At 72.2% G+C, this 24074-nt stretch carries 17 protein-coding genes; 9 read left to right on the forward strand and 8 right to left on the reverse strand.

Annotated elements, in window-relative coordinates; translation table 11 throughout:
- The first annotated feature begins 188 nt into the window (after positions 1-188).
- Together WME96_RS15155 and WME96_RS15160 are read left to right on the forward strand one after the other, a co-directional pair.
- On the forward strand, positions 189-1046 hold the full coding sequence (locus tag WME96_RS15155; protein ID WP_437290816.1) for a hypothetical protein: 858 nt from the start codon (positions 189-191) through the stop codon (positions 1044-1046).
- Between the two features lie 91 nt (positions 1047-1137).
- On the forward strand, positions 1138-1956 hold the full coding sequence (locus tag WME96_RS15160; protein WP_437290817.1) for a lysophospholipid acyltransferase family protein: 819 nt from the start codon (positions 1138-1140) through the stop codon (positions 1954-1956).
- A 22-nt stretch (positions 1957-1978) separates the two neighbouring features.
- On the opposite strand, the gene WME96_RS15165 is transcribed toward WME96_RS15160, so the two are convergent.
- Complete coding sequence (locus WME96_RS15165; RefSeq protein WP_437290818.1) at positions 1979-3199, reverse strand: LNS2 domain-containing protein; 1221 nt, start codon at positions 3197-3199, stop codon at positions 1979-1981.
- Between the two features lie 151 nt (positions 3200-3350).
- On the opposite strand from WME96_RS15165, the gene WME96_RS15170 reads away from it, so the two are divergent.
- The 3 genes from WME96_RS15170 (at position 3351) to WME96_RS15180 (ending at position 7849) form a co-directional block, all read left to right on the forward strand.
- Positions 3351-4007, forward strand: a complete 657-nt coding sequence (locus WME96_RS15170) for a hypothetical protein (RefSeq protein WP_437290819.1) — start codon at positions 3351-3353, stop codon at positions 4005-4007.
- Positions 4008-4051: 44 nt separating this feature from the next.
- A complete protein-coding gene (locus WME96_RS15175) occupies positions 4052-6250 on the forward strand; it encodes a protein kinase domain-containing protein (protein ID WP_437290820.1) in 2199 nt (732 codons plus the stop codon).
- Positions 6251-6361: 111 nt separating this feature from the next.
- Positions 6362-7849: a tetratricopeptide repeat protein gene (locus WME96_RS15180; protein ID WP_437290821.1), complete on the forward strand. Its 1488-nt coding sequence runs from the start codon at positions 6362-6364 to the stop codon at positions 7847-7849.
- 24 nt (positions 7850-7873) lie between these two features.
- Here the strand turns inward: WME96_RS15180 and WME96_RS15185 are convergent, their stop codons facing one another.
- The 3 genes from WME96_RS15185 to WME96_RS15195 all read right to left on the reverse strand — a co-directional run bounded on the left by WME96_RS15185 (position 7874) and on the right by WME96_RS15195 (position 10876).
- On the reverse strand, positions 7874-8656 hold the full coding sequence (locus WME96_RS15185) for a hypothetical protein (RefSeq protein WP_437290822.1): 783 nt from the start codon (positions 8654-8656) through the stop codon (positions 7874-7876).
- Between the two features lie 146 nt (positions 8657-8802).
- Positions 8803-10134 (reverse strand): NAD(P)/FAD-dependent oxidoreductase, encoded by a 1332-nt coding sequence (locus WME96_RS15190; protein WP_437292321.1) that lies wholly within the window; start codon positions 10132-10134, stop codon positions 8803-8805.
- Positions 10135-10369: 235 nt separating this feature from the next.
- The gene (locus WME96_RS15195; RefSeq protein WP_437290823.1) at positions 10370-10876 is read right to left on the reverse strand and encodes a DUF2505 domain-containing protein; all 507 of its coding nucleotides are present in this window, start codon (positions 10874-10876) and stop codon (positions 10370-10372) included.
- Between the two features lie 229 nt (positions 10877-11105).
- Between WME96_RS15195 and WME96_RS15200 the strand changes: the two genes are divergently transcribed.
- On the forward strand, positions 11106-11546 hold the full coding sequence (locus tag WME96_RS15200; protein WP_437290824.1) for a response regulator: 441 nt from the start codon (positions 11106-11108) through the stop codon (positions 11544-11546).
- A 32-nt stretch (positions 11547-11578) separates the two neighbouring features.
- Here WME96_RS15200 and WME96_RS15205 read toward each other — a convergent pair whose 3' ends face one another.
- The 3 genes from WME96_RS15205 to WME96_RS15215 form a co-directional block, all read right to left on the reverse strand.
- Positions 11579-13690, reverse strand: a complete 2112-nt coding sequence (locus tag WME96_RS15205; protein ID WP_437290825.1) for a serine/threonine-protein kinase — start codon at positions 13688-13690, stop codon at positions 11579-11581.
- A gap of 90 nt (positions 13691-13780) precedes the next feature.
- On the reverse strand, positions 13781-15169 hold the full coding sequence (locus WME96_RS15210) for a pyridoxal phosphate-dependent aminotransferase (protein ID WP_437290826.1): 1389 nt from the start codon (positions 15167-15169) through the stop codon (positions 13781-13783).
- 64 nt (positions 15170-15233) lie between these two features.
- On the reverse strand, positions 15234-17054 hold the full coding sequence (locus WME96_RS15215) for a hypothetical protein (RefSeq protein WP_437290827.1): 1821 nt from the start codon (positions 17052-17054) through the stop codon (positions 15234-15236).
- Positions 17055-17618: 564 nt separating this feature from the next.
- Between WME96_RS15215 and WME96_RS15220 the strand changes: the two genes are divergently transcribed.
- The 3 genes from WME96_RS15220 to WME96_RS15230 all read left to right on the forward strand — a co-directional run bounded on the left by WME96_RS15220 (position 17619) and on the right by WME96_RS15230 (position 20587).
- Positions 17619-18119, forward strand: a complete 501-nt coding sequence (locus WME96_RS15220; RefSeq protein WP_437290828.1) for a hypothetical protein — start codon at positions 17619-17621, stop codon at positions 18117-18119.
- 936 nt (positions 18120-19055) lie between these two features.
- Positions 19056-19616 carry a hypothetical protein gene (locus WME96_RS15225; RefSeq protein WP_437290829.1) on the forward strand — a complete coding sequence of 187 codons (561 nt, stop codon included), beginning with the start codon at positions 19056-19058 and terminating at the stop codon, positions 19614-19616.
- A 53-nt stretch (positions 19617-19669) separates the two neighbouring features.
- On the forward strand, positions 19670-20587 hold the full coding sequence (locus tag WME96_RS15230; RefSeq protein ID WP_437290830.1) for an isoaspartyl peptidase/L-asparaginase: 918 nt from the start codon (positions 19670-19672) through the stop codon (positions 20585-20587).
- Positions 20588-20680: 93 nt separating this feature from the next.
- Here the strand turns inward: WME96_RS15230 and WME96_RS15235 are convergent, their stop codons facing one another.
- A complete protein-coding gene (locus tag WME96_RS15235; RefSeq protein WP_437290831.1) occupies positions 20681-23854 on the reverse strand; it encodes a kelch repeat-containing protein in 3174 nt (1057 codons plus the stop codon).
- Positions 23855-24074: the final 220 nt, after the last annotated feature.

The following is a 24074-nucleotide window of genomic DNA, read 5'->3' on the forward strand; positions in this document are numbered from 1 at the left end:
CCGGCGGCCTCGGGGCCGGGTCCCGCAGGCCGGGGCGCGCCGCCGTGGAGGACCGCCAGAGGTGCGCGAAGCGACGTCGCGGGACAGCGGCGCCGCGCGGCCGCGCCGCGGTCGCAGCGCTCGCTTGCCTCCTGGCGGCGTGCTCCGCGGTCGCGTGCGAGTCTGCGCCGACGTCGACCCCGACGCCGATGCCCTCCCAGAGCCCGCCCCTCGCCTCGCTCGCGGCGCTGCCGCGGCCCCCGTCCGCAGAGACCCCGGCGCCGACCGGCGCCGCGCATGCGTCGAACCCGCTCGGCCTCCCGGCGTATCCGGTCAAGCTCGATCCAGGCCGCCGCGTGTTCACCTTCTCGGATCGGATGCTCGCCGGGGCCAGGCTCGGATCGACGCTCGTGCTGTATGCAGCGACCGTGGTCGGCTTCGAGGGCGACGATCTGATCATCGAGGCGAAGGGCGGCCCTTCCTACAAGGTTCACCCTGGCTACGTCATCCCCGTGCCCGACGTGCCCCGCCTCCGTCCCCACGATCCGGTGCTCACGGAGTGGAACGGCGTGATGAAGCACGCCGTCATCACCCGCTTCGTGAAGGACAAGCTAGAGGTCCGCTACACCGACATGGACCCGCGCACCCCGCTCGCGCAGCTCAAGGGGGTGCGCTTCGTGGTGCAGACCGAGGGGCTCGTCCCCGGCAACTTCGCCGCATGGAAAGACGGCGAGACGTGGCGCCACGTGCTCCTCGTGTCGCGGCTCGGCGGCCCCCCGGCCGACCCGGGCGCCGTCCTGACGTCGCTGGCCAGCAGCTCCGCGCGGTGGTTCGCCCTCGGTTACGGCGGCGCGGCCCTGATCGCCGACGAGTCGGCGCTGCGACCCATCCCGATCAAGCCGCAGCTCAAGATCGGGGCGAGCGTCTGGGCCGAGTGGGTGGGCACGCTGCGCCCCGCGGTCGTGCAGAGCGCCGAGGAGACGGGCCTGTACACCGTCAAGTTCGAGCGCGCCGGGCGGCCCGTCACCGTCGGCTGGGGGCTGCTCACGCCGCCGCGCGGCCCGTAGACGCAGGCGCACAGCACGGCTGCCAGCGCGGCGCAAGTGCGCAAATTGCTACGCGTTTCCGCCACGGAGGGAGAGTGGTAAGCGCTGTAGTATGGATCTCAAGAGCGCATGGCTGGCGACGCGGCAATGGGTCCCGTTCGCCGTCAGGACCATGGCCTATGGCACTGTCTCTCTGACGCTAGGGCCGCTCACGCCGCAGCGCTCGGCGAGCCTCTGGGCGATGCGCCGCTGGTGCCAGTCGAGCGCGCGCGGACTCGCTATCGACATCGAGGTGAGCGGCCTCGAGAACGTCCCTTCCGGGGTGTTCGTCTACTGCTCCAACCATCAGAGCGTGCTCGACATCCTGGCCCTCGGCGCGGTGCTCCCGGGCGATTTCAAGTGGGCGGCGAAGCGCTCGCTCATGAAAATCCCGTTCCTCGGCTGGCACCTCCAGCTCGCGGGCCACGTGCCGGTGGATCGCACGGTCGGCACCCGCGCCGCGGCCGAGGCGATCGCGCGGTTCGAGCAGGTGCTCCGGGAAGGCAAGCCGCTGCTCGTGTTCCCGGAGGGGACGCGCAGCGAGGACGGCGTGCTCCGGTCGTTCAAGAACGGCGGGTTCTACGCGGCCGTCCGCGCGGGCGTGCCCGTGGTGCCGGTCGCCATCGACGGCACGCACCTGCTCATGAAGAAGGGCGCCATCGACACGGGCGACGGCACGATGCGGCGCGTCCGCGTCCGGATCGGCGCGCCGCTCACCGTGTCCCTGGACGGCCGCGAGGGCGCGCGGGTGAACGACCTGCGCGAGCGCGCCCACGCCGCGGTGAGCGAGCTGCTCCGATCGATCGGCGGCCGCGTGGAGGCGTCGGCCGGCGCTGCGACGGCGTCGGAGCCGCCGGCGAGCGGCGTCCAGACCGAGCAGGCGCCCGGCTGACGCGCCGGCGCGCCGCCCCGGATCAGTCGCAGAGGCTCGGGAGCGCCTCGATCTCGTCGAACAGCTCGGCGTAGTCGTCGATGCGCCGACCCCCGTACGCATCGTCATCGAACTGGTAGAACACGCGCCGGCCGAGGGGCATGACGCCGGCGTTGTCGTAGGCCTCGGCGTCGGTCTCCGTGTTGCCGAACGCCCAGGCGAGCCGCATCTCCCTTCTGTCGAAGAGCTGCTGCAGCTCCGCGGTCTTGTACTCCGCGGCGCTCCGGCCCAGCGCGCCGGTCAGCCCGAGCGTCGTGTGCACGATGCCGGGCGGGAAGCCGTAGGCCTCGAGGAAGTCGCGTGTGCGCTGCACGAGCCACTCCGGCCGCGCGGTCAGGTACATCGGGCGGTACCCCTTCGACGTGAGCAGGTGGAACGCCGCGGTGGCGTGCGGGTGCACGTCGGGCAGCAGGCCGGTGAGCAGGGTGGTGAACTCCTCCGTCTCCGTGCCCGTGAGCGTCCCGTCGACGTCGCTCACGAACATCGGCGTCCCCCGGGGGACGACCTCGATGAAGAGCTCGGCGCTGGACAGGTCGCCGCGGACGACCAGGTGGACCCGGTGCCTGCCCGGACCGAGCCGCTGCGCTTCGGGGATCTGGAAGTAGACGCGGCCGCCGCTGTCGCTGACCCCCTCGATCTCGGCGTGCGCCGAGTCGCTTTCCGTCGTGGTCGCCGAGCCGAGGCGCTCCCAGGCGCCGTCGCAGCCGCGGAGCAGGTAGATGTCGACCCGCTCGCCCTTGAGGTCCTTGTCGGTGAGCCCGTAGGCGAACTTGCCGAGGATCCACTGCGGATCATCGGGGGCCAGGTACAGGTCGCGCCCGCGGTGGTTCGGGCTCCCCGCGGCCGAGATGATGTACGAGGTCGGGTGGTTCCATGAGAGCTCCTCGCCGGGATCCGGCGGCGCCGCGTTGCACGCCGGAGGCGGGCCACAGAGGACGCCCGGAGCCCCGCCGCTCGAGTCCTCGTCGCCATCGCCGCCGTCGCCGTTCGAGTCATCGTCGCCATCGCCGCCGGCCGACAGCTCACCGCCGTCGCCGCTCGAGTCATCGCCGCCGCTGCCGCCCTGGTCTTCTCCGCCGTCCGTCGACCCGCCGTCGCCGCCACCCTGGCTCGATGTACCGCCGCCCGTCGGCTCGTCGCCCGGCGCCCTCCCGAGCGTCGCGTCGGCCGAGCCGCAGCCGATCGCGAACGCTGTTGTGGCCATGACAAGAAGAATCTTGATGTGCATCGCGCCCGAGTGTGACCGAGTCGCCCCCGATCGAACAACGGCCTTTCGGCGGCCCGACGACCTCGCTGCGGTCGCGTTCGGCCCTTGCGTGCGGGCCGGACTCCGGGCAATCGTAGCTGCCCCAACGATGCCCAAGCCCAGCCCGAAGCTGCTGCTCCGCCACGCCGGTGACTACCTCAAGGCTCACCCCGAAGAGATCGTGAGGGCGCTGCGCGGCGCGCTCGGCCTGCGCTTCGGCGTCCCGATCGATGCGCTGCGCTATCTCGCGCGGGAGCTCAGCGGCGGAAAACGTGCGCCGAAGGACATCGTGATCGAGGCCGCGCCCCCTGGCCTCCGCCTCGCGCTCACCGTGAAGGCCATGGGCGCCCCGATCCGGGCCTCGTTCGCCGTGTACGCCGAGGAGCTCGATGTGCGCGCGGACGCCATCCGCGTCGGTCTGCGGATCGCCGACCTCAAGCTCCACGTGATGGGCGACGAGAGCTCGCCCATCGCCGGGCTCATTAATTCGGGGGCGATCGATCTGAACAAGCCCGGTAACTTCGTGTCCTTCATGCCAAAGCGGCCAGCCGCGCTGATCGACGCGAAGGACGACAGGATCACCCTGGATCTGCTCAAGATTCCGGCGATCGGCGGCAACCCGATGGTCGCCCGCGCGCTGCGCATCTGCGCGCCGGTGCTCGGCGTCCGTGCGCTGAAGACCAAGGATGACCACCTGGACGTGCACCTCAAGGCCACCCCCTCCGGGGTCCCCGCGGCGATCGCCGCGGCGCGCGCGGGCGTCTGAGGCCCTTTCCGGTGAGGGCTCTCGCCCGCTAGACTGAGGCGCGCATGTCTCGGCTCCCAGAGCCCGCGCCGGCCGCGCTCTCGCTTCAGTTCCTCGCCGAGATCGCGTCCGGGGCGACCACCCGCGTCGATCTCTGCCGATCGGTCGGTCCGAACCGGCCAGGGGAGCTGCTCGCCGTCAAGCGGCTGCACCCGCACTTCGCCGAGGATCCGGCGGTGTCCACCCGGTTCTTCGACGAGGTGCGCACGACCGCGGCGCTCAAGCACCCGAACGTGGTCGAGGTCGCCGGCTGGGGGAACGACGAGCAGGGGTCGTACTTCGCCGTCGAGCTCGTGCAGGGCGTGAGCCTCGCGCGTCTCATGAAGACCGTCTTCGACACGGGCGAGGTCTTCTCCGAGCGGCTCGTCGTCCACATCGGCGCGACGCTCTGCCGCGGGCTCGCCGCGGCGCACGAGCTCCGCTCGCCGGCCGGCGAGCTGCTCAACCTGGTGCACCGCGATCTCACGCCCGGCAACGTGCTGGTCGGCTTCCAGGGCGAGGTGAAGATCGCCGACTTCGGGCTCGCCAAATCCTCGCTCCGCGTGATGACCACGGCCGTCGGGGCGCGCCGGCGCGTGACGACCTACATGGCCCCGGAGCAGGCCCGCGGGGGCCCCGCCGACAAGCGCTCCGACCTGTTCTCGCTCGGCGTCGTGCTGTTCGAGCTCTTCTCGGGCAAGCACCCGTGGCCGTCGTCCAGCGACTACGAGCTCCTCCGGGCCCTGACGACGCAGCCCGCGGCGGACCTGCGGGAGCTCCGGCCGAAGATCGACAAGGAGCTCGTCGCGATCGTGATGCGCTGCCTCGAGAAGGACGCGTCGTCGCGCTTCCAGAGCGCGGACGACATCCTCGCGCGGCTCGAGGGCTGGCTGCGCAGCCACGGGTACCTCGAGGGCAACGAGGAGGCGCTCGGCCGCTTCGTGCGGCGCAACGCGATGAGGCAGATGCGCTGGTTCGAGCGCGCGGTCTCCGGCGGCTTTGCGGGCGTCGACAAGGCGCCGCGCCCCTCGCTCTCGGCCACGACGGCGATCCCGCGCCGGCCCCCCGTCGACGCCGCGCGGGACAGGGGGGCGGGCGCCCCCGACCGGCTCCGCACCGGCGGCGCGGAGCGCGCTCAGGAAGCGGCGCGCGCACAGGAGCGCGTCCACGAAGACGAGCCGACCGACTTCGACCCGCGCGGCGGCGTCACGTCCTCCCCCTTGCCGTCGAGCGCCACGACCCGCCGCGTGGACATCGCGGACGAGGGCGCGCGCCTGCGCGGACCGCTGTCGTCCGACACGGCCGACGAGAAGACGGTCGTCGTCGGGGGCAACGGCCGCGGGCGCGCAGACCCCGCGTCCGCCAGCTCCGTCAGCGGACGACATCGCAACAGCCAGCCGTCGTACGGCTCGATCACCTCGCTGGACAGCGAGGTGATCGAGCCGTCCGCGAGGCAGCTGCAGCCCGAGCCGCCGCGCTCGACGACCGCGGTCACGTTCTCCGCGGAGCGCGACGCGGGGGCTGCCGCGCCGGCGCACGGCGGGCCGGAGGGCGAGAAGCAGCTCGACGTGGAGGTCGACCGCCTCACGACCGAGGCGCTGCGGCTCCGCGAGGAGGCGCGCTTCGCGGTCGCGCACGCGGAGCGCAAGCTGGCGGTCGCCAAGGTGGCGGCCCACATCTCGTCGATCGCCGCCGAGGCGCTGCGCCTCGCCGCGAGCTCCGGCGCAGAGCGCGCGTCGCGCCGCCTCGACGAGGCGCTCACGCTCGAGCGGGCGATGCACAAGGTCATGTCGGCGCCGCTCACGCTCGCGCCCGAGGCGACGGCTGGACCGGTCGCGTGGGGCAACGAGCAGCACGCGATCCTGGCCCAGCTCGGCCTGGAGCACCTGGCGTCGCCCGCGACGTCGCGGCCCCCGGGCCTCGGCCCGCCCCCGCAGAGCCCTCCTCCCGCGCCCCCGGACCCGAGCGCGGGCCCGCGGATCGCGACCCCGGCCCCGCGGACCGCGACCGCGGCCCCCGCGAGGAGCGCCGCCGCCGCGCCGCCTGTCGTCCAGGGCGGCGCGTCCGGCGTCGATGCGCCGAGCAGCCCGCCCAGCTCCGTGGAGGCGATCGCGTTTCAGGCGAGCGTCCGGCCGATGCTCCTCGGCGTGCCGCGCACGATCGTCGTCGCCGTCGCGGCGGCGGCGTTCGCGGCGTTCGTCCTCCTGGCCTGGCTCTATTCCTGAAGCGCCCTCCCGGCGCTCGCCGTCGCGCTCCGCTGCGCCTCCGCCGCGCGGGCGCGGCGCGCCGAGACGTCGCTTGATCCCGGCGGGGAACGGCGGCTACCGTCCTTGATCATGAGCGAGCAAGGCGACTGGGTGCTGATCGGCCTCGACGAGAACACGGCGCGCCGGCAGGGGATCCCCGCGCGCATGCCGGTGCCTCGGGGCGAGTTCGAGGGGCTGGCCGACAAGGGGCTCAGCATCGACGCCGCCCGCAAGTGGATCAAGGACTTCCTCACGAACTCCGAGCCCGGCAAGAGCGGCGTCTGGCGCAAGCAGAACAGCACGCTCGTCTCGCAGTTCGAGGCCTTCCTCGACAAGGCGCCGGTCTGGGAGCGCGCGCAGAAGGCGTTCGGGGAGCGCGACTACGAGAAGGCGATCTCGGCGCTCAAGCGCATCGTCACCATGGACCCGGACGACCACGCCGCGCGGCTGAACCTCGCCTCGGCGCAGGCGAACATGGGCGATCACCCCGCGGCGCTGAAGAGCTTCCAGGCGATCCGGAAGACGTTCCAGGGCGACGCCGACTACCACGTGGCGGTCGGGCAGGTGCACCTGGCGATGCAGAAGAAGGACGCCGCGCTCGACGAGATGGTCCTCGCGCTCGAGGCGAAGCCCGACTGCCAGCCCGCGCTCGACGCGATGGTGCAGCTCGGGGTGCTCGTGCCGATCTACGAGAACCCGCGCGACGCCGCCTCGCTCGTCTATGTGCGCTCCGACGCGGTGCTCGAGTACCTCACCGGCCAGTGGGACGCGGCGCCGCGCGACAGCGCTTTCTACCTGGAGCAGCTCGCCTACCACGAGCGCGAGAACCGCCACGACGTCGCGCTGGCCGCCGCCGAGCGCGCCGTCGCCGCCGCGGAGGGCGCGAGCGTCGAGCGCGCGCAGCTCGCGCGGATCGCCGCGCTCCGCTCGCTCGGGCGCCTCGACGAGGCGCTCGCCGCGGCCCAGGCCTACGTGAAGGACGCGCCGTCCTCGTCGGGCGCGTGGGTCGAGCTCGCGAAGTGCCTCGCGCAGGCCGGTCGCGGCGAGGAGGCCCCCGCCGCGATCGAGCGCGCGCTGGAGAGCGACCCTGGCGACCTCGCCGCGCTCTCGCTCCGGTTCTGGCCGAGCGATCCCGCGGACATCCAGAAGGTCAACGAGGCGATCCCCGCGCTCGCCGCCTTCGTCGCGGCGCACCCCGAGAGCGCCGGCGCGCGCCGCTCGCTCGCCCGCGCCGAGCTCGTCGCGGGCCGCATCGACGACGCGCTCGCCGGCTTCGCGTCGGCGGTCGCGCTCGCGCCCGAGGACGACGACCTCAGGGCCGAGTACTGGAGCGAGCTCGGCAAGCAGCAGCGCTACCCGGAGATCATCGCCGACGCCGCGAAGCTCTCGGATCTCGCGAAGCGCGACTGGAAGCTGCGCTGGAACGAGGCCGAGGCCTACGCGGCCCTCGGCAAGAACATCGAGGCGCGCGCGGCGTTCTCGGCGATCAACTTCGACGAGTCGCTGCACGTCGACGTGCGCCGCCGGGCCAAGCGCGCGGTCAAGACGATGGACGAGACGCCGCCGGTCGTGACGTGAAGCGAGGGCGCCGGCGGCGCGCGCTCAGAGCGAGCCGGAGACGCCGAGCCCGAGGGTGTCGGCCGAGACGATCGGCTTGACCGACAGCGAGACGTCGTTGCGGACGAGCTTCTTCTCGGGCGCCGCGATGCCGCCGATGAACATGGCGGCGCCGGCGACCTGAGCGAGCCCGTCGATCATGAGGATGAAGACGCCACCGCCCTTGGCGTCCGCGGTGCTGATGGTGATGAAGGGGCCGGCGAGCGGGATGTAGAGCGGCATGTAGCTCGCTCCGCTGCCGCCCTGGGCGCGATCGTCGGCCTCCGCGACGAGCCCGACCATCGCCGAGAGCACGTAGGTGACGCCGAACGTCACGGCGCCGCCGATGACCAGCCCGCGGCGCGCCCTCGGCTCGACGCGGTAGCCCTCCGGGACGGCCTGCCCTTCCTCGTAGTTCATGATCCTCGGCCCGATGGGGGGAGCGCCGGGCGGCGGCGCGTAACCGGGGGGCGGCGCGTAACCGGGGGGCGGCGCGTACCCGGGGGGCGGGTAATAGCCGGGGGGCGGCGCGTAACCGGGGGGCGGCGCGTACCCGGGGGGCGGGTAATAGCCGGGCTGCTGCCCGTAGGGGGCGGGGGCCCCGTACGGGGCGGGCTGGGCCTGGGCGGTGCCCGGAGGGGCGGACGCGCTCGCCGGTGCGGACGCCGCAGGAGGCGCCTGCGCGAAGGCGGAGGAGGCGCTGAGCAGGAGTGCGGCCAGAGGTGCTGCGCTGGCGAAGAGGGCTCGCGCGAGGCGCGCGGTGGCGTCCTGTCCGGGATGAATTCGCATGGTCAACGACGCTAACGCAGCTCGCGCGCAAACGTCCAGATGAGCGCAAGTCGCCGCTGTGCGCGCCCGTGCTCCACGCGCGGCTGCTCTCGGGCGATGCAACCGCGCAGGCGATCGCCCTGCAGACACAGCGGCTGAGCGCGACGCTAGGTACGCGCGTGCTCGGGCATCGGCTGGCCCCTGGCGGCCCCGTCGTCCTTGCGCAGCTCGAGCTCCCGAGCGTGGGGCGCCTCCAGGAGGGGCGGGGTCTCGCCCGTGATCAGGCGAGAGGCGCGCTCGTAGGTCAGGTACGACAAGGCCCACGAGAACAGCACCACGAACCGGTTGCGGAAGCCGATCAGGAAGAGGATGTGGACGAAGAGCCACGCGAGCCACGCCATGAACCCGGACAGCTTCAGCTTGCCGAAGTCGGCCACGGCCGCGGCGCGCCCGATCGTCGCCATCGATCCCCGGTCGCGGTAGCGGAACGGCAGCCGCGGCTGCCCCCGCAGCGTGCGCGCGATGTTGCGCGCCGCGTGGCGCCCCTCCTGGATGGCCGCGGGCGCCACGCCCGGCACGGGCGTCCCGTCCTCCTGCTTCAGCGACGCGAGGTCGCCGATGACGTAGATGTCCTCGTGGCCGGGCGCCGTCAGGTCCGGATGCACCAGCACGCGCCCTGCCCGATCGAGCGGCACGCCGAGGGTGCGGACGAGCGGGGACGCCTCCACGCCGGCCCCCCAGAGCACGGTCTTGGCCTCGATCCGCCGGTCGCCGATCGATACGCCCTCCTCGTCGATCCCGGTGACGCGGCAGTTCGTCCGCACATCCACGTTGAGCGCCGCGAGCTGCTTCCGCGCCTTCTCCCCGAGCTCCGGGACGTACGACGGCAGCACCTGCCCCGCCCCCTCCAGCAGGATGATGCGCGCCTTGCCCGGGTTGATGTGCCGGAACTCGCGCAGGAGCGTGTGCCTGGCGAGCTCCGAGAGAGCCCCGGCGAGCTCGACGCCCGTGGGGCCGGCGCCGACCACCACGAACGTCATCCACGCGTCGCGCCGGGCCGGGTCGGTCTCGCGCTCGGCCGCCTCGAAGGCGAGGAGCACGCGCCGGCGTATCTCCAGCGCGTCCTCGACGGTCTTGAGCCCCGGCGCGAACTCCGCCCACTCGTCATGGCCGAAGTAGGAGTGGGACGCCCCGGCCGCCACGATCAGCGTGTCGTAGCCGAGCTCGCCGTCCTCGAAGATCACCTTCTTCTGGACAGGGTCGATCGCCGTCGCGTCGGCGAGGAGCACGCTCGTGTTCTTCTGCTTGCGGAGGACGCGCCGGATGGGCGCGGCGATGTCGCTCGCGCTCAGCCCCGCCGTCGCGACCTGATACAGGAGGGGCTGGAACGTGTGGTGATTTCGCCGGTCGATCACGGTCACGCGCACCGGCTCGCGCCGGAGCGCCCGCGCCGCGTAGAGGCCGCCGAAGCCGGCGCCGATGATGACCACGTGCTCCATGCCCGGGGCCCTGCTGCACGTCCCCCCGATCGGCAAGAGTCGACCCCGACGATCTCTCGCTTTCGCATCGAACGTCCGGGTTCGTGTCCTCGTCAGGACACGGATGGACGGCGCGACGGTCGCTCATCGGCATGCCCGTTCGTGGGGGATTGCCTGGTGATCTGTCGGGCGTCGCCTTCTTCGGGCGGGCAGGTGCGCGCGGCGAGGTCTGGTCGAGCGGTCCGTGCGGGAGCGGCTACACCGCCTTACCCTGGGCGATCCATTGGTTCATGAAGACCGCGCTCTGCTCCCACCCTTGCCGCAGCTCCTTCTCGGCGCTGCTCTCGATCAGGCCGCCCACGCCGAAGACCTTCGCTTCGATGACGAGCTCGGCGATCCGACGCGTCTTGTTGTCGCCGATCGCCTCGGCGCGCACCACGCCCTCGTTGCGCATCTTGTCCGCCAGGGTGCTTGGCGTCAGCTTGAAGGTCCACACCTTCGTCGCCTTGTTCAGCTTGCCCTCTTCGGTGTAGCGGAAGCCGGAGCCGAGCAGCTTCTCCACGGGGCCGGGCAAGTTCATCTTGGGCTTCCCGGCCGACCTCCGGACGATCTCGCCCTCGGTCTCGAACTGCTCCGTGATGGTGTACTCGGGGAAACCGAGCTCCTTCCTGTAGAGCTCCTCGTTGAAGGCCTTGTCCAGGAACAGCTTCCAGAACGTATCGATGTTGCAGTTGATCTCGTTCGTGACGGTGAACTTGCCCATGGATGATTCCTTTGCGGTGCCGATGCGGTCTTCCCCCGCGTGTACCGCACCCCGTCCGTGGCGTCCATGTCCGCCCTCGGCCCGTGGACATACGTGCTTGCGCTGACGGCGCGTCCGTCTCCGCTGTGCGCGCTGCATTGCTGCGGCTGCGGAGACGCTCGCTGCGCGTGATGCGGAAGTCTGCGCCGCGCTTCCAGCGCTTCCGTGCCCGTGCAAACATCATCATGCTGTGACGTGCATCCTCGTCATCGACGACGACGCTGCGATTCGAGGCATGTTTGCGCGCGCGCTCCGTACGCTCGGCGACGTCGAGGAGGCCAACGGCGGGGCGCCGGCCCTGCGGCGGCTCTCCGCGCGCAAGTTCGATCTCGTGGTGCTCGACCTGCACATGCCGCTCGTCGACGGCTTCAGCGTGCTCGATTCGCTCTCGGCCAAGGGCGCGTTGAACCGGGACACGCCCGTGTTCGTCGTGACCGCGGATGAGTCGCAGCAGGCCCGCATCCGCGCGCTGCGGCGTCACGCGATCTTCCTGCTCTCGAAGCCGGTGCACCTCGCAACGCTGGTGTCGCTCGCGGAGTCGTCTCTGAAGAAGGCGGCGTCCCGCGTCACCCCGACGCCGCCATCGCCGCTGCCCGACAAGTCTCAGGTGGACAGGCCGAAGAAGGACTGAGCGCCCGCTGCGGCGAGGCGGGCCGGGCGGCGTTACCGCGGCGCCAGGTCGAGGTTCGGCGGCGGCGCGGGCGCGCGCGGCGGGGGCTGGCCCGGAGCGGGCGCACGCGGCGGGGCTTGCGCGGGGCCCGGCGGGCTCGACGGCGTCGCCGCGGGCCGCGGGAAGCCGGTGACGGCTGGCGTCGGCATCGGCCCCGGGACGCGCGGCGTAGGGGCGACCGGGTACGGCATTGCCGGCGCGGGCGCAGCGCCGGGTTGCCCGCTTGCGAGCGGCGCGGCGGCGTCGGCGGGGACCTCGGCCCCGGCGTCGCCAGGGACCGCGGCATCCGCGACCACCTCCACGGCGGCCGCGTCGGCCGGCGCCGCGGCGTCGGCGACGGGCTCGATCGGGGCCGCGACGGCGGGCGCGCCCGCGTCCTGCGCTGCCGCCGCGTCGACGGCGGCGTCGGGCGGATCCAGGGTCGGCCCGGGCGCGCTGGGGATCGCGAAGGGCGACTCCAGCGAGCCGAACGGCAGGCCGCGGGAGCGACGGACCAGCAGGAGCGCAACGACGGCGGCCAGGCCCAGGATGGCCAGCGTGAGCAGCGCGGTCCGGACGAAGGACCCCCTCGCGGGCGCCGGGCGCGCGCGCCGCTCGGGCATCGACGCGCCCGCGTCCGTGGGATCGCCTGCGTGCGCCGCCGGCCCCCCGTGCGCCGGCGCGTGGCCCGCGTGCGTCGGCGGCAGGCCCAGCGGGAGCGGCTGAAGCCCGGCCGCGAACTCGAGGGGCGAGACCGTCGCGTCCGGGTGCGACTTGCGGGTCGCGTCCGGGTTCGACTTGCGCATCGGGTCCTGGTTCGTCCGCCGCGAGCTCGTCGGCCCCGACATGCGCGAGCTGGCTGGACCCGACATGCGCGAGCTGGCCGGACCCGACATGCGCGAGCTGGCCGGACCCGACATGCGCGAGCTCGCCGGACCCGCCGCGGACGAGGCCGACGCCGCATCGGACGACGCCCCGTCCTCCGTCGCTTCCGGCCCGTCCTGCAGGATCGGCAGCATGGAGATGCGCCGGAGCATCACCTCCGTCGCGTCCTCGGGCCGCGCGGCCTGGGGCCGCTGCGGGTGGGCGCGCTCGGCGAGGATCCGGTCGAGCTCGTCGATCGCCTGGTCGATCCGCTCCTTGCGCGCCTCGGCGACGCCGGGGAGCAGATCGCGCACGAGCTGGCCGACCTGCTTGTCGGTGTAGCTCTCGCGGACCGCGACGCTCACCTGCTCGAGATCGCGGCGCAGCTCCGCGGCCGTCTGGTACCGCTCGTTCGGGTTCTTCGCGAGCGCCCGCATGATGATGCGGTCGAGCTCCGGGTGGACCTCGGGCATGATCTCGCGCGGCGGCTGCGGGTTGCGGTTCGCGATCTGCTGCATCGCCTCGAGCGGGCCCTTGCCGCGGAACGGCGTGTGGCCCGTCACGAGCAGGTACAGCAGCACGCCCATCGAGAAGAGATCGCTGCGGCGGTCGAGCGTCCCGCCCATGACCTGCTCGGGCGAGAAGTACCCCGTCTTGCCCTTGATCGCGCCGACGCGGCTGATCTGCGCGCGCGCCCGCGTCTTCGCGACCCCGAAGTCGACGACCTTGACCATGCCGTCGAAGGTCACCATCACGTTCTCCGGCGTGACGTCGCGGTGGATCAGGTTGAGCAGCTCCCCCGTGTCGTCGCGGACCTCGTGCGCCGCGTGCAGGCCGGCGCACGCGTCGATCATCACGTGGAGCACCCAGCCGAGCGGCAGCAGCGCCCGCTTCGCCTTCTGGTTCGAGAAGATCTTCGCGATCGGCGCGCCGTCGATCCACTCCATCGCGAGGTACGGTCGGTCGCGGACCTCGCCGTACGCGAGGATGTGCACCACGTTCGGGTGGAGGATGCGCGACGCGGTGCACGCCTCGTCGAGGAACATCGCCCGCGCGTCGTCGTCCCCCCGCATCGCGTCGGACAGCAGCTTGACGGCGACGATCTGGACGGAGCCGTTGGGCCGCCTCAGGCGCGCAGCCCACACGGCGGCCATGCCGCCCACGGCCGCAGGGAACAGCAGCTCGTAGGGGCCGATCGTATCGCCCGGCTGGAAGTTACCGGGGTCGTCGTCGTTCCAATCACTCCACGGATCTTTGGCCACGCGCTCCCCCACCATGTCGGAAGACGTGCAGCGCGACAAGACCTGGCGCTCGGCACCGTCCTGCCGCTCCGCTGCGCGGCGCCGCCGGTGTCAGGCCCGGCGACGCTCGCCTACCATGCGCTCGAGCCGCCCGAGCGCCCGGACGAGGACCTCCTCGCTCGGGCCGAACGAGAAGCGGACGTGGTGGCGGAACCGCGACGGCCGCCCCGCCCGCCGCTTGCCCGGGTTGACGTCGAAGAATTCGCCCGGCACCACGATGATCCGCTCCCCGAGGGCCGCCCGGAAGAAGCCGTGCCCGTCGGAGAGCCCGGGGGGCAGATCGGCGACCGAGCCCCAGACGTAGAACGTGCCCTCGGGCTCCGCGTCGATGGTCACGCCGAGCTTGCGCAGCCCGGCGATCAGGAGCTCGCGCTTGCGCGAGAAGGCCCGGTGGATGGCCGTCGTCTCGGCGCGGGTGTGCTCGATGGTGAGCAGCTCTGCCGCGGCGCGCTGCATCGGCTTCGAGCCGCCGCCGTCGAGGAAGCTGCCGGCGCTCGCGACCGCCTCGATGACCTCGCGCGGCCCGAGCGTCCAGGTGACGCGCCAGCCAGGGTAGCGCCAGTTCTTCGTCAGCCCATCGAAGATCACCACCGGATCGCGGTCGACCTCCTCGACGTAGCGCGCGGCGCTCTCCATCGGCGCCACGTCGCCCATCCCGTAGACGTAGTGCGAGTAGAACTCGTCGAGCAAGAGCGCGCAATCGAGCTCCTTCCCGGTGCGGACCCAGGCGGCGAGCTCCTCGCCGCGCACGTGCTTTCCGGTCGGGTTGCACGGGTTCGACGCGAGGATCGCGCTCAGGCCGCGCCCCAGGATCTCGCGGCGGAGGTCGCCGACCGAGAACGAGTAGCCCCGCTCGCCCTCGAGCAGGATCGGGATCGGCGAGAACAACCGGAAGACGTCGAGCAGCTCCTCGTAGGCGGTGTAGTCGGGCAGGAAGTGGCCGAGGTTGATCTGCCCGAGCGCCGCCGCGGCGCGGGTGAGGGCGATGCGGCCCCCGCCCGACACCGCGACGTTCTCGGCGGTGTAGCGCGACGGCATGCCCCGCCGGTACGCGCGGTTGTACAGCGAGGCGATCGCCTCGCGCAGCTCCCACAGGCCGGCCACCGGCGCGTACTCCTGGTCGTCGCCGGCGATCGGCACCGCCGCGCAGCGCTCGGGCGCGCCCGGGAGCGGGCCCGTCTCGGGCTGCCCTTGCCCGAGGTTGCACCAGCCGTCCGGGCCCTCGTCGGCGCCCGGCTTGAACCCGAGGCGCGCGGCCTCGGTCGTCACGTAGATGACGCCCGTCCGTGGCACCTTCCGGAAGGCGTGGACCGCCCGCTCGTCGGCGCGCAGGGGCGCCTTGTTCTCCCGGTCGGCCGGCGCCCCCGGGTCGCTCGGGCGGGCCTCGTCTCCCTGGAGGTCGCCGGGCTCTTCTGGATGCTCTCGCACTACGTCCGTCATCGTTCGTTTCCAGGCATCGCGGTGGTGCGCTGTCGAGGTCTCCCAGCGCGGAGGGGCGAGCGCCTCAGGCCTGCTGCGCGGCAGGCTTTCCGCCGTCCGCCGCCGCGGGCTCGACGCGCCGCGCCCACGGCACCGGCTTACCCGAGAAGAGGCAAAGCAGGTAGTAGCAGAAGGCGAGTGAGACCGCGGTCAGCGCCGTGTACTTGTCGTCGTTATAGTGAAACGTGATCCAGATGAACTGGCTGAGCGCGGCCAGGCCGAACAGGGGCACCTCGATCTGCCGTTTCAGCCGGGTGAGCGGCGCGCTCAGGATCATGAACGAGTAGTAATAACAGGTGAGCTGTGAGAGCAGGATGATGAAGATCTGGGCCAGGCACTGGGCCACCCAGAGCGAGCGGATCCGCCGGCACACGTAGACGAAGGCGGCCAGGCTCGCGGCGATGATCCCGTAGGCGACCCAGCGGTATTTCGCGTAGCGCTCGTTGCGCATCCGTTTCCAGACCTCGAACGGGTCGACGAGCTTCGTGTCCTTCGTGTACTTCATCCGGCCGGACTCGACGCCGGTCCCGGGCTTGTGGGCGACGAGCACGCGCAGGCCCATGTGGTTGGTCAGCGGCGTCTGGTCGTGCACCTTGAGCGTGTGCTCGTAGAACTGCACGTACGACTCCTTGCCGGAGACCTTCATGCTCACCGGGATGAGCACGGCCGCCGCAAGGACGCCCCCGATCAGCACCTGCACGTGCGACTTCGCCATGCGCTTGTGACGGAAGAGGTGAATCCCCGCGATCGTCAGCCAGCCGATCACGGGCAGGCCCGGGAAGATGCGCAGGAGACCTGCGTAGACCATGCTCGCGCCTGCCAGCTTGAAATATCGCTTGCGGATCAGGCAGGCCGACAGGACGAGATAGAAGAGCCAGTCCTGCCGGAGGAACGCGCCGCCGGTCCAGTAGAACGGCGCTGACGACTGGCAGCCCCAGAAGATCGCCGCGACCGCGAAGACCCGCCAGCCGAAGGCCCAGTAGAGGGCGACGAACATACCGAGGAGATAGAAAATATCGAAGCTGGCGAGGAACTGGAGGTAGCGCGTGCTGGCCGGCTGGAGGTCCGCCCAGAATTTGCCCATGATCGTCCAGACCGGCGGCGGGTTGTAGCCGTGGTCCTTCTGCATGTCCTCCCAGTAGCCCTTGTCCGAGGACGTCCGGAAGAACTGCACGTCGGCCTTGAATGCCTCCCATCGTTCCGGGGCGAAGTGCGCCTTGCAGACCTCCGGTTGGCTGAGCACCTCGCTCGCCGGCATGAGGAGGTTGTCGCCGCCGAGGTTCCGGATCTTCTTGTCCGGATGGCGGACCTCCTTCGCCATGTCCAGCTTGACTTGACGCCCGGTGTCCTCGTTCGTGTACGTGACGAGCCCGAGCTCGTCCTGCGCGATCAGCGCGCACTTGTAGAGGCCGTCGTACCCCATCTCGGGGAAGTACTTGGCCCCCATGTAGTAATGGAACTGATCCCAGCGGTGGTAATACTTGGGATAGCCGAAGCGGAAGCCGTTGAAGTAACAGAGGATGGCGGCGATCCCGAGCGCCACGCCGACGAACCGCTTCCAGCGCTCGGCGATCGGCCTGCGCATCCCTTCGCGCTGCGTCTCGTAGAAGACGCAGAGCGCGGCGCCCATCGCGATCAGCACCTTCGCCAGGTCCACGGCGCGGGCGTGCTCGTCGATGTACCGGTGCAGGCCATAGAAGAACAGCGCGACGCCGCCGGCGACCGTGATGTACCGCGCCAGCACGCGGGAGCGCGCCGGGGCGAACGAGTTGAGCGCGTACGCGACGCCGAAGAAGGCGCAGAGCGCGGTGACGATCTCGATGATTTCTTGTGACGTGAGCTTCATGGCCTGCGTGTCGGATCGGGATCGGGGGTGACGCGGCGGGGCGCGCCGGCGGGCCTCTGCGCCGGTTGCCACCGCGGCGCCCGGCGGCGGGCGCTGCCGCCGCCGCCCCGACCCGCGGAAGCGGGCTGGAGCGCGTCGGTAGGGGCGGCACCGTAGGTGCAAAACGCACCCCGTCCCGGACGGGCTCCACAGGGGAGGCGGGGCCACCTTAGCCGAAATCCAGGGAGTGTGGCGGTCTCGTTGAAGGGCTCGCGGGGAACAGCAGCGACTGCGAGGAACTGCGAGGAACTGCGGATGCCAGCGCAGCGAGAGCTGCGGAACCGATGGGAAGAGCAAGGAACCGTCGGGAACGGCAAGGCGCGCCGGGAGCCGCGAGGAACAGCCGGGAACAGCAGGAACAGCGGGAACTCACAGCAGGAACAGCCGGGAACAGCCAGGAACAACCGGGAACAGCGAGCGTACCCAGGTGCCGCGTGTGGCCAGGGCGGAGCCGTGTCGGTTCGACGTGCTGCGCAATCGAGCGGGCTTCCTCCGCAGAGCAGAGCTCGTGTATCGTCTCCCTTCGTGTCGAACGACAGTTTCTCTTCCGCTTCCTCGGGGGGCTCCGAGCGCGAGGGGGCTCGTGGTCCCTACGGCTTTGTCGTCCGAGTCGACGGCGCGCCGCCGCTCTGGTGCCGGGAGGTGCGGGGCTTCCACCGCGCCGCGGTGGCAGCGGCCGATCCGGACGCCATGCCGCCTGCGCAGCTCGTGCTCGTCGGCCTCGACGAGGCCACGCGCGCGTGGCTCGCGACGTGGGCGGAGGACAGCGAGCGCGTGCGCCGCACGCTGACGATCCGCAGGCTGCTCGACGACCGGGAAGCCACCGCCGTCGTGACGCTGGCGTCCTACGGCTACGGCGTCGAGACGGCGCTCGCCGTCGAGTCCGTGGTGGTGCCGGCGGGCGAGGGGCCGGCGGCCATCCTGCGCAGCGGCGTGCACACGAAGGAAGAGATCGACGCGATGCTCGCGGTCCTCGCCACGGCGCTGCCGGAGGGCGAGGAGACGAGCTGGTTCGTGCACGTGTAGCGGCCGCGCGATCGACCCCGTGCCCCGGCGCCGCCGCCGCGCAGCGCCGCGGATCCCGCGGCGCAGAGCGCTGCGCGCGGGGCGATCCGCGGCCGTCCTCGCCGCTGCCGCGCCGCGGGCTTGCCGGTATCGTCGGTCTCGTACGTTCCGTCGGTTCCGTCGCACGCGCTCTGCGGGCCCTCCCGTTCGACCCCTCTGCTTCTCTTGTCAAGCTGCGCTGCGCGCGCTGCCGTCTGACCGCTCCGGCAGCCGAGCCAGCGGAGGCGAGAGCCGGAGAAAAAGGAAGTGAGTCACTTTGCATGTTTCGGTGCGTGAGGCCCTTGCTCGCCTGAACAGCGGTGATAGGCTGGTCCTCGGCTTCGGACGGAGCGTCAGCTCCAGGATGGTCCTGCCGCGGAGCACCGTGGTACCGAGGTCGATACCAGATCGGCGGGCTCTCCGCTGATCCGCAATCGAACACCCCTGCCATGCCGGACGATGCTTTCGATCCGGCGCGGGGTGCCGGCACGCCGGAGGAGGGATGGACACCATGCACAGTACCAGTGGCTCTTCTATACCGGAGGCTGGGAACAGCTGACCCTCGTGGAGCGTGACGCAGGGCCATCAGGGCCTTGCGAGACGCGTCCGCGCTCGGCCAGGTCCGGCGCCTGACGACCTGTTGACAGCCATCGCGACCTCCGCGAGGCCGGCAGAGAGAGAATCGTGGAAGACTCAGGTCTTCCGGAGACGATTCTCACCGGTGCTCCGGGGTCGATCGCTCGTCGCGATGGGACAGGGGAGGCGCCGCACAGGCGGGATCAAGCGGGGTCCAGAAGGCCTCCGGTAGAGGCCCACGGGACGGGTCGGGTGCAAGCGAAGCACCCGGCCCGTTTTTTATTTCCATTGCCAGCGCGCGCTTTTTTGTCCTGCGCCGCGCCGGTCTGGTAGGCGGCGTCCATGCGGATGCTGCTGCTGCTCGCGGTGCTGCCGGCGTTGCCTGCGCTCTCGGGGTGCGTCGAGGCGTTCGGGGACCAGGCCGCCGACGAGCCGGGGACGGCGCTCGGCGCGTTCCACGTGGTCGCGACGCAGACGTCGAACACGTGCGGCGAGGGGGCGCTCGGCGCGGCGCGCCTCTGGGAGTTCGACGTCGAGCTCGCGCGCGACGAGGGCGCGCTGTACTGGGACAACGGCGCCAGCGTCGTCCAGGGCATCCTGGACGACGACGAGGGCTTCTCGATCGAGGCGCGCGTGGTGGTGGACATGCGCGGCGGCGACATGCCGCCCGGGCCGCCCTGCTCGGTCGAGCGGCGCGACCGGGCGCGCGGGGAGCTCCGCGGCGTGGACGACGACATCACGCGCTTCGAGGCGAGGATGACCTACGAGTTCGCGCCCACGGCGGGCTCGCGCTGCGAGGATCTCGTGCCCGGCGAGCTCAGCGTCGCGCCGGTGTTCGCGGCGCTGCCGTGCGGGATGACCTACGATCTCGAGGCGAAGCGGAGCGCGCGTCCGCCCGAGTGAGCGGCGGCGGAGCGTGGACCTCCGGGCGCGCGCCGCGGTAGGGTGCCGCGACCGTGAAGCACGTCATCCATCATCTGGGCGGGCGCGGCGGACAGCGCTCCATCCTGGTCCACGGCGGCGCGGGCAACGTCGCCCCCGAGCGGAGGCCGCTGCACGCGGCGGGGTGCCTCCGCGCCGCGCGCGAGGGGGCGCGCGTGCTGGCGGAGGGCGGCGGCGCGCTCGACGCGGTCGAGCGCGCGGTGCGCGTCCTCGAGGACGATCCGCTCTTCAACGCGGGCACGGGCGCGTGCCTCAACGAGGAGGGCCACATCGAGCTCGACGCGTCGATCATGGAGGGCCGCGGGCTGCGCGCCGGCGCGGTCTGCGCGCTCGCGGATTTCGCCGAGCCGATCGCGATCGCGCGCGCGGCGCTGGAGGACGGCCGCCACGTGCTCTACGCCGCGCACGGCGCCGCGAGGTTCGCGCGGATGAAGGGGTTCACGCCCGTGGGCGAGGCCGCGCTCATCACCGAGGCCGCGCGCGAGGCGCTCGCCGCCGCCCAGCAGGGCGCGGGCCGCGCGACCTCCTGGGCGGGCAGCACGGTCGGGGCGGTGGCGCGGGACGCGAGCGGGCTCACCGCCGCGGCGACGAGCACCGGCGGCACGGTGAACAAGCGGGTCGGGCGGGTCGGCGACTCGCCGCTCATCGGCGCGGGCACGTACGCCGACGACGAGGCCGGCGCCGTGTCCACGACCGGCCACGGCGAGGGGATGATCCGCCTCGCGGTGGCGCACTCGGCCGCGGAGCGGATGCGCGCCGGCGCCAGCGCGGTCGACGCGGCGCGGGGGATCATCGCGCACCTCGCCGAGCGGCTCGACATGACCGGCGGCGTCATCGCCATCGACCGCGACGGGCGGTTCGGGCTGGCGCGCTCCACGGCGACGATGTCATGGGCGGCGGCCGGGGACTGGGGTGAGGAGAGCGGGGTGTAAACTGTCTTTGCAAAGTGCATTCTGGCCCTGCTGCACCTGAGCGGCGAGTTCCGGGCGTATGCCCCGCAATGAGGGGGCGCCGGTCCGGCGCCGCTATCCGCGGCGTCGGCGCAGCGCCATGGAGACGGCGGCGAGCAGCAGCAGGCCGAGCTCCGCGGGCGCGCGTCGCGTGAGCTCCGCTGCGGCGGGGGTGGCGAGATGGCAGCCGCCCCCGTCGAGGAATCCGCTGTTCGGCGGCGGCAGGACGCAGTCGCGCCCATCGCAGACATAGCCGTCGACGCAGTCGCGAACCGAGGAGCAGGGCTTGGCCTGGCGCCCATTTCGAGGCGAGCACGCGAAGGGGGCATAGTCGGGGTGCAGCGATGTGCAGACGCCATCGGCGGAGGCGCCCCGGTGATCCGAGCACGCCTCGCAGAGATAGACGTTGCAGGTCCGGTCGCAGCAGACGCCGTCCGCGCAAAAGCCGCTCTGGCATTCGATGGCCGCCGTGCAGATGCTGCCGTTCGGCATCGGCTGAAACACCTCGGCGCCGATCGGATGATTCGGCGGGTGGGGGCCGCCTCCGGAGACGAGCACTCGCCCGTCCGGCAGCGGCGTGGCGGCATGCCCGCGGCGGGCGTCGAGCATGGGCGCGAGGAGCGACCACGTGTTGCTCGTTGGATCGAACGCCTCGGTGCTGCCGGGATGGATCACCATGGAGAGATCGCTGCCGCCGGTGACGAGCACCAGCCCCTCCGGCAGAAGCGTGACGCTGTGTCCGAGGCGGCCATGGTGCATGGGCGCGAGCGGTACCCACGTGCCGAAGGCCGGGTCGAGCGCCTCGACGGTGTCGAGCGCTCCCTGATCGCCGTAGCCGCCGATGACGAGCACCCGCCCGTCCGGCAGCAGCGTCGCCCTGTGCTCCGCGCGGGCGGAGATCAGGGGCCCGATGGGCACCCAGCCGCCGGAGGCCGGGTCGAATACCTCGGCGCTGTTGAGCGCGCCCTGAGCGCCGTAGCCGCCGGCGACGAGCACCCGCCCGTCCGGCAGCAGCGTCGCGGTATGAGCGGACCGGGGGATCGTCATGGAATCGAGGGGCAGCCACTCGCTGGAGGCCGGGTCGAGCGTCTCGACGGTATCGAGCGCTCCCTGAGCGCCGTAGCCGCCGGCGACGAGCACCCGCCCGTCCAGCAGTAGCGTGGCGGTGTGGTGCTGGCGGGCCGCGCTCAGGGAGTCGATGGATGACCACCTCTCGGTGGCGGGGTCGAACACCTCGACGGTGTTTTCCTGCGTGTTCACGTCGACGACGGTTCGACCACCGCCGGCGACGAGCACCCGCCCATCCGGCAACGGCGTGGCGGTGTGCCCCAGGCGGACCGCGCTCATGGAGTCGAGGGGCGACCATGCGCCGAAGGCCGGGTCGAACACCTCGGCGCTGGCGAGCGCTCGTTCAACGTCGAGCCCGCTGACAAGGCCTCCGGCGACGAGCACCCGTCCGTCCGGAAGCGGCGTGGCGGTATGCCCGGCGCGCGCGGCTGTCGGGGGCTCGACCGACCGCCAGACGCTGGAAGCCGGGTCGAACACCTCGACGCTGTCGAGCACTGCTTGATGGCCACCACCTCCGGCGACGAGCACTCGTCCATCCGGCAGCGACGTGGAGGTGTGCCCATGGCGGGCGGTGACCATGGGGTCGACCGGCAACCACGCGCCGGAGGCCGGATCGTACACCTCGGCGCGGTCGAGCACGCCGTCCTCATAAGCGTAACCCCCAGCGACGAGCACCCGATTGTCCGCCATCGACTCGGCGGTGTGCAGGTAGCGGGCGGTGCTCATGGACGCGACGGATGCCCATGTGCCCGAGGCCGGGTCGAACACCTCGGCGCTGGCGAGCTCTCTCTCGAGATCACCACCGCCGATGACGAGCACCCGTCCGTCCGGCAGCGACGTCGCGGAGTGCCCGTGGCGGGCGGTGCTCATGCTCATGGACGGGACGGATGTCCACGTGCCCGAGGCCGGGTCGAACATCTCGGCGGCGGCGAGCACTTCTCCAGGGGCACGGCCGCCGGCGACGAGCACCCGCCCGCCGGGCAGCAGCGTCGCGGTGTGCGCGTGGCGGGCGGCGCTCATGGACGGGACGGATGTCCACGTGCCCGAGGCGGGGTCGAACACCTCGGCGGCGGCGAGCGTCTCTCCAGCAGCATGGCCGCCGGCGACGAGCACCCGCCCGTCGGGCAGCAGCGTCGCGGAGTGCCTGGCGCGCGCGGTGCTCATGGACGCGACGGGTGACCACGTGTCCTCGGCCGGGTCGAACACCGCGGCGGTGGCGAACGGTTCCTCGTCGTGCGGTTGCGTATGAGCGCTGCCGCCGGCGACGAGCACCCGGCCGTCCCGGAGTCGCGTGGCGGTGTGTTCAACGCGAGCGGAGCTCACGGTCCCGAGCGATCGCCACGTATCGGAGGTCGGGTCGAACACCTGGGCGGTGCTCTCCAGCTCGTTCGCCTCGACGTCGCTCTGGCCGCCGGTGACGAGCACCCGCCCGTCGAGCAGCGGCGTGGCGGTGTGCCTGGCCCGGGCGGCGCTCATCTTCCTCTTGAGCTTCCACCGCGGATCCACGAGCACGGTCTCGCCCTCGGCCTCCACCCAGAGCTCGAGCCGCTCGCCCTCGGCGACGAGCCGCGTCCCGATCGGCCTCCCCCCGGCTGCGTACGCTGCGGGCGCGGTCACGCGGACCTGCGGCGCGCCGCGCGCGTCCGCCAGCTCGACGGCCTCGCCCTGCTGGCGCAGCATCGCGCCGTCGACGTGCCAGCTGGCCACGGGCGCGTCGCGCCGCACCGCGCGCGGCTCGAGCAGCAGCCACTCTTCGTAGCCGTCTTCGAGGGCGGTCCAGAACGAGGTGCCGCCCGCGCGCGGATAGGCGATGGCGTTCTCGGCCGCGGCGCCCTCGCCCGCCGCGCCGAGCTCCCGCACCCGCGCCTCGGAGCCGTCGCCCAGGGGGAGGCGGAGGGCGCCGTCGCCGTGCATGGGGAAGCGGGGGCGCGGAGCGGCCTCACCGGGCCGGTCGTCGGGCGCTTCGAAGGAGCGCACGGGCTCGAACGAACCGCTCGCCGCGGTGAAGGCGAACGGGCCTTGGAGGATGGCGTCTGCCTGCTCGGGGAACTGTCGCCGCAGGGCGCGCGCGTCGAGCGGATCGGCGATCTCGCTGCAGCCGAGCAGCACGGCGAGCACGCCCGTCCAGAAGAGCGCCAGCGTCCGCAGGCCGGGATGGCGCGTCGAACCCGCGATGGGCATATCGAATCTCCCTCTCCATCCTGTCAGTAAAGCTCGTAACGAGCTCCGATCCCCGGTGCGACAGTCAGGAACACGGGGCCAGTGAGCCTCTCCTCCGGGAACGTCCCGTAGCCATCGGGCCCCGCGGCCACGACCTGGCGCGCGTCCAGGAGCGCGCCGGCGACGGCGCCGACGGCGTGCCGAGGTGTCCCTCGCCGCGCAGCGCGACCGCGTGCTGGCG

It is taken from the genome of Sorangium sp. So ce406 (assembly GCF_051474675.1).
GTDB lineage: Bacteria > Myxococcota_A > Polyangia > Polyangiales > Polyangiaceae > Sorangium > Sorangium cellulosum_G.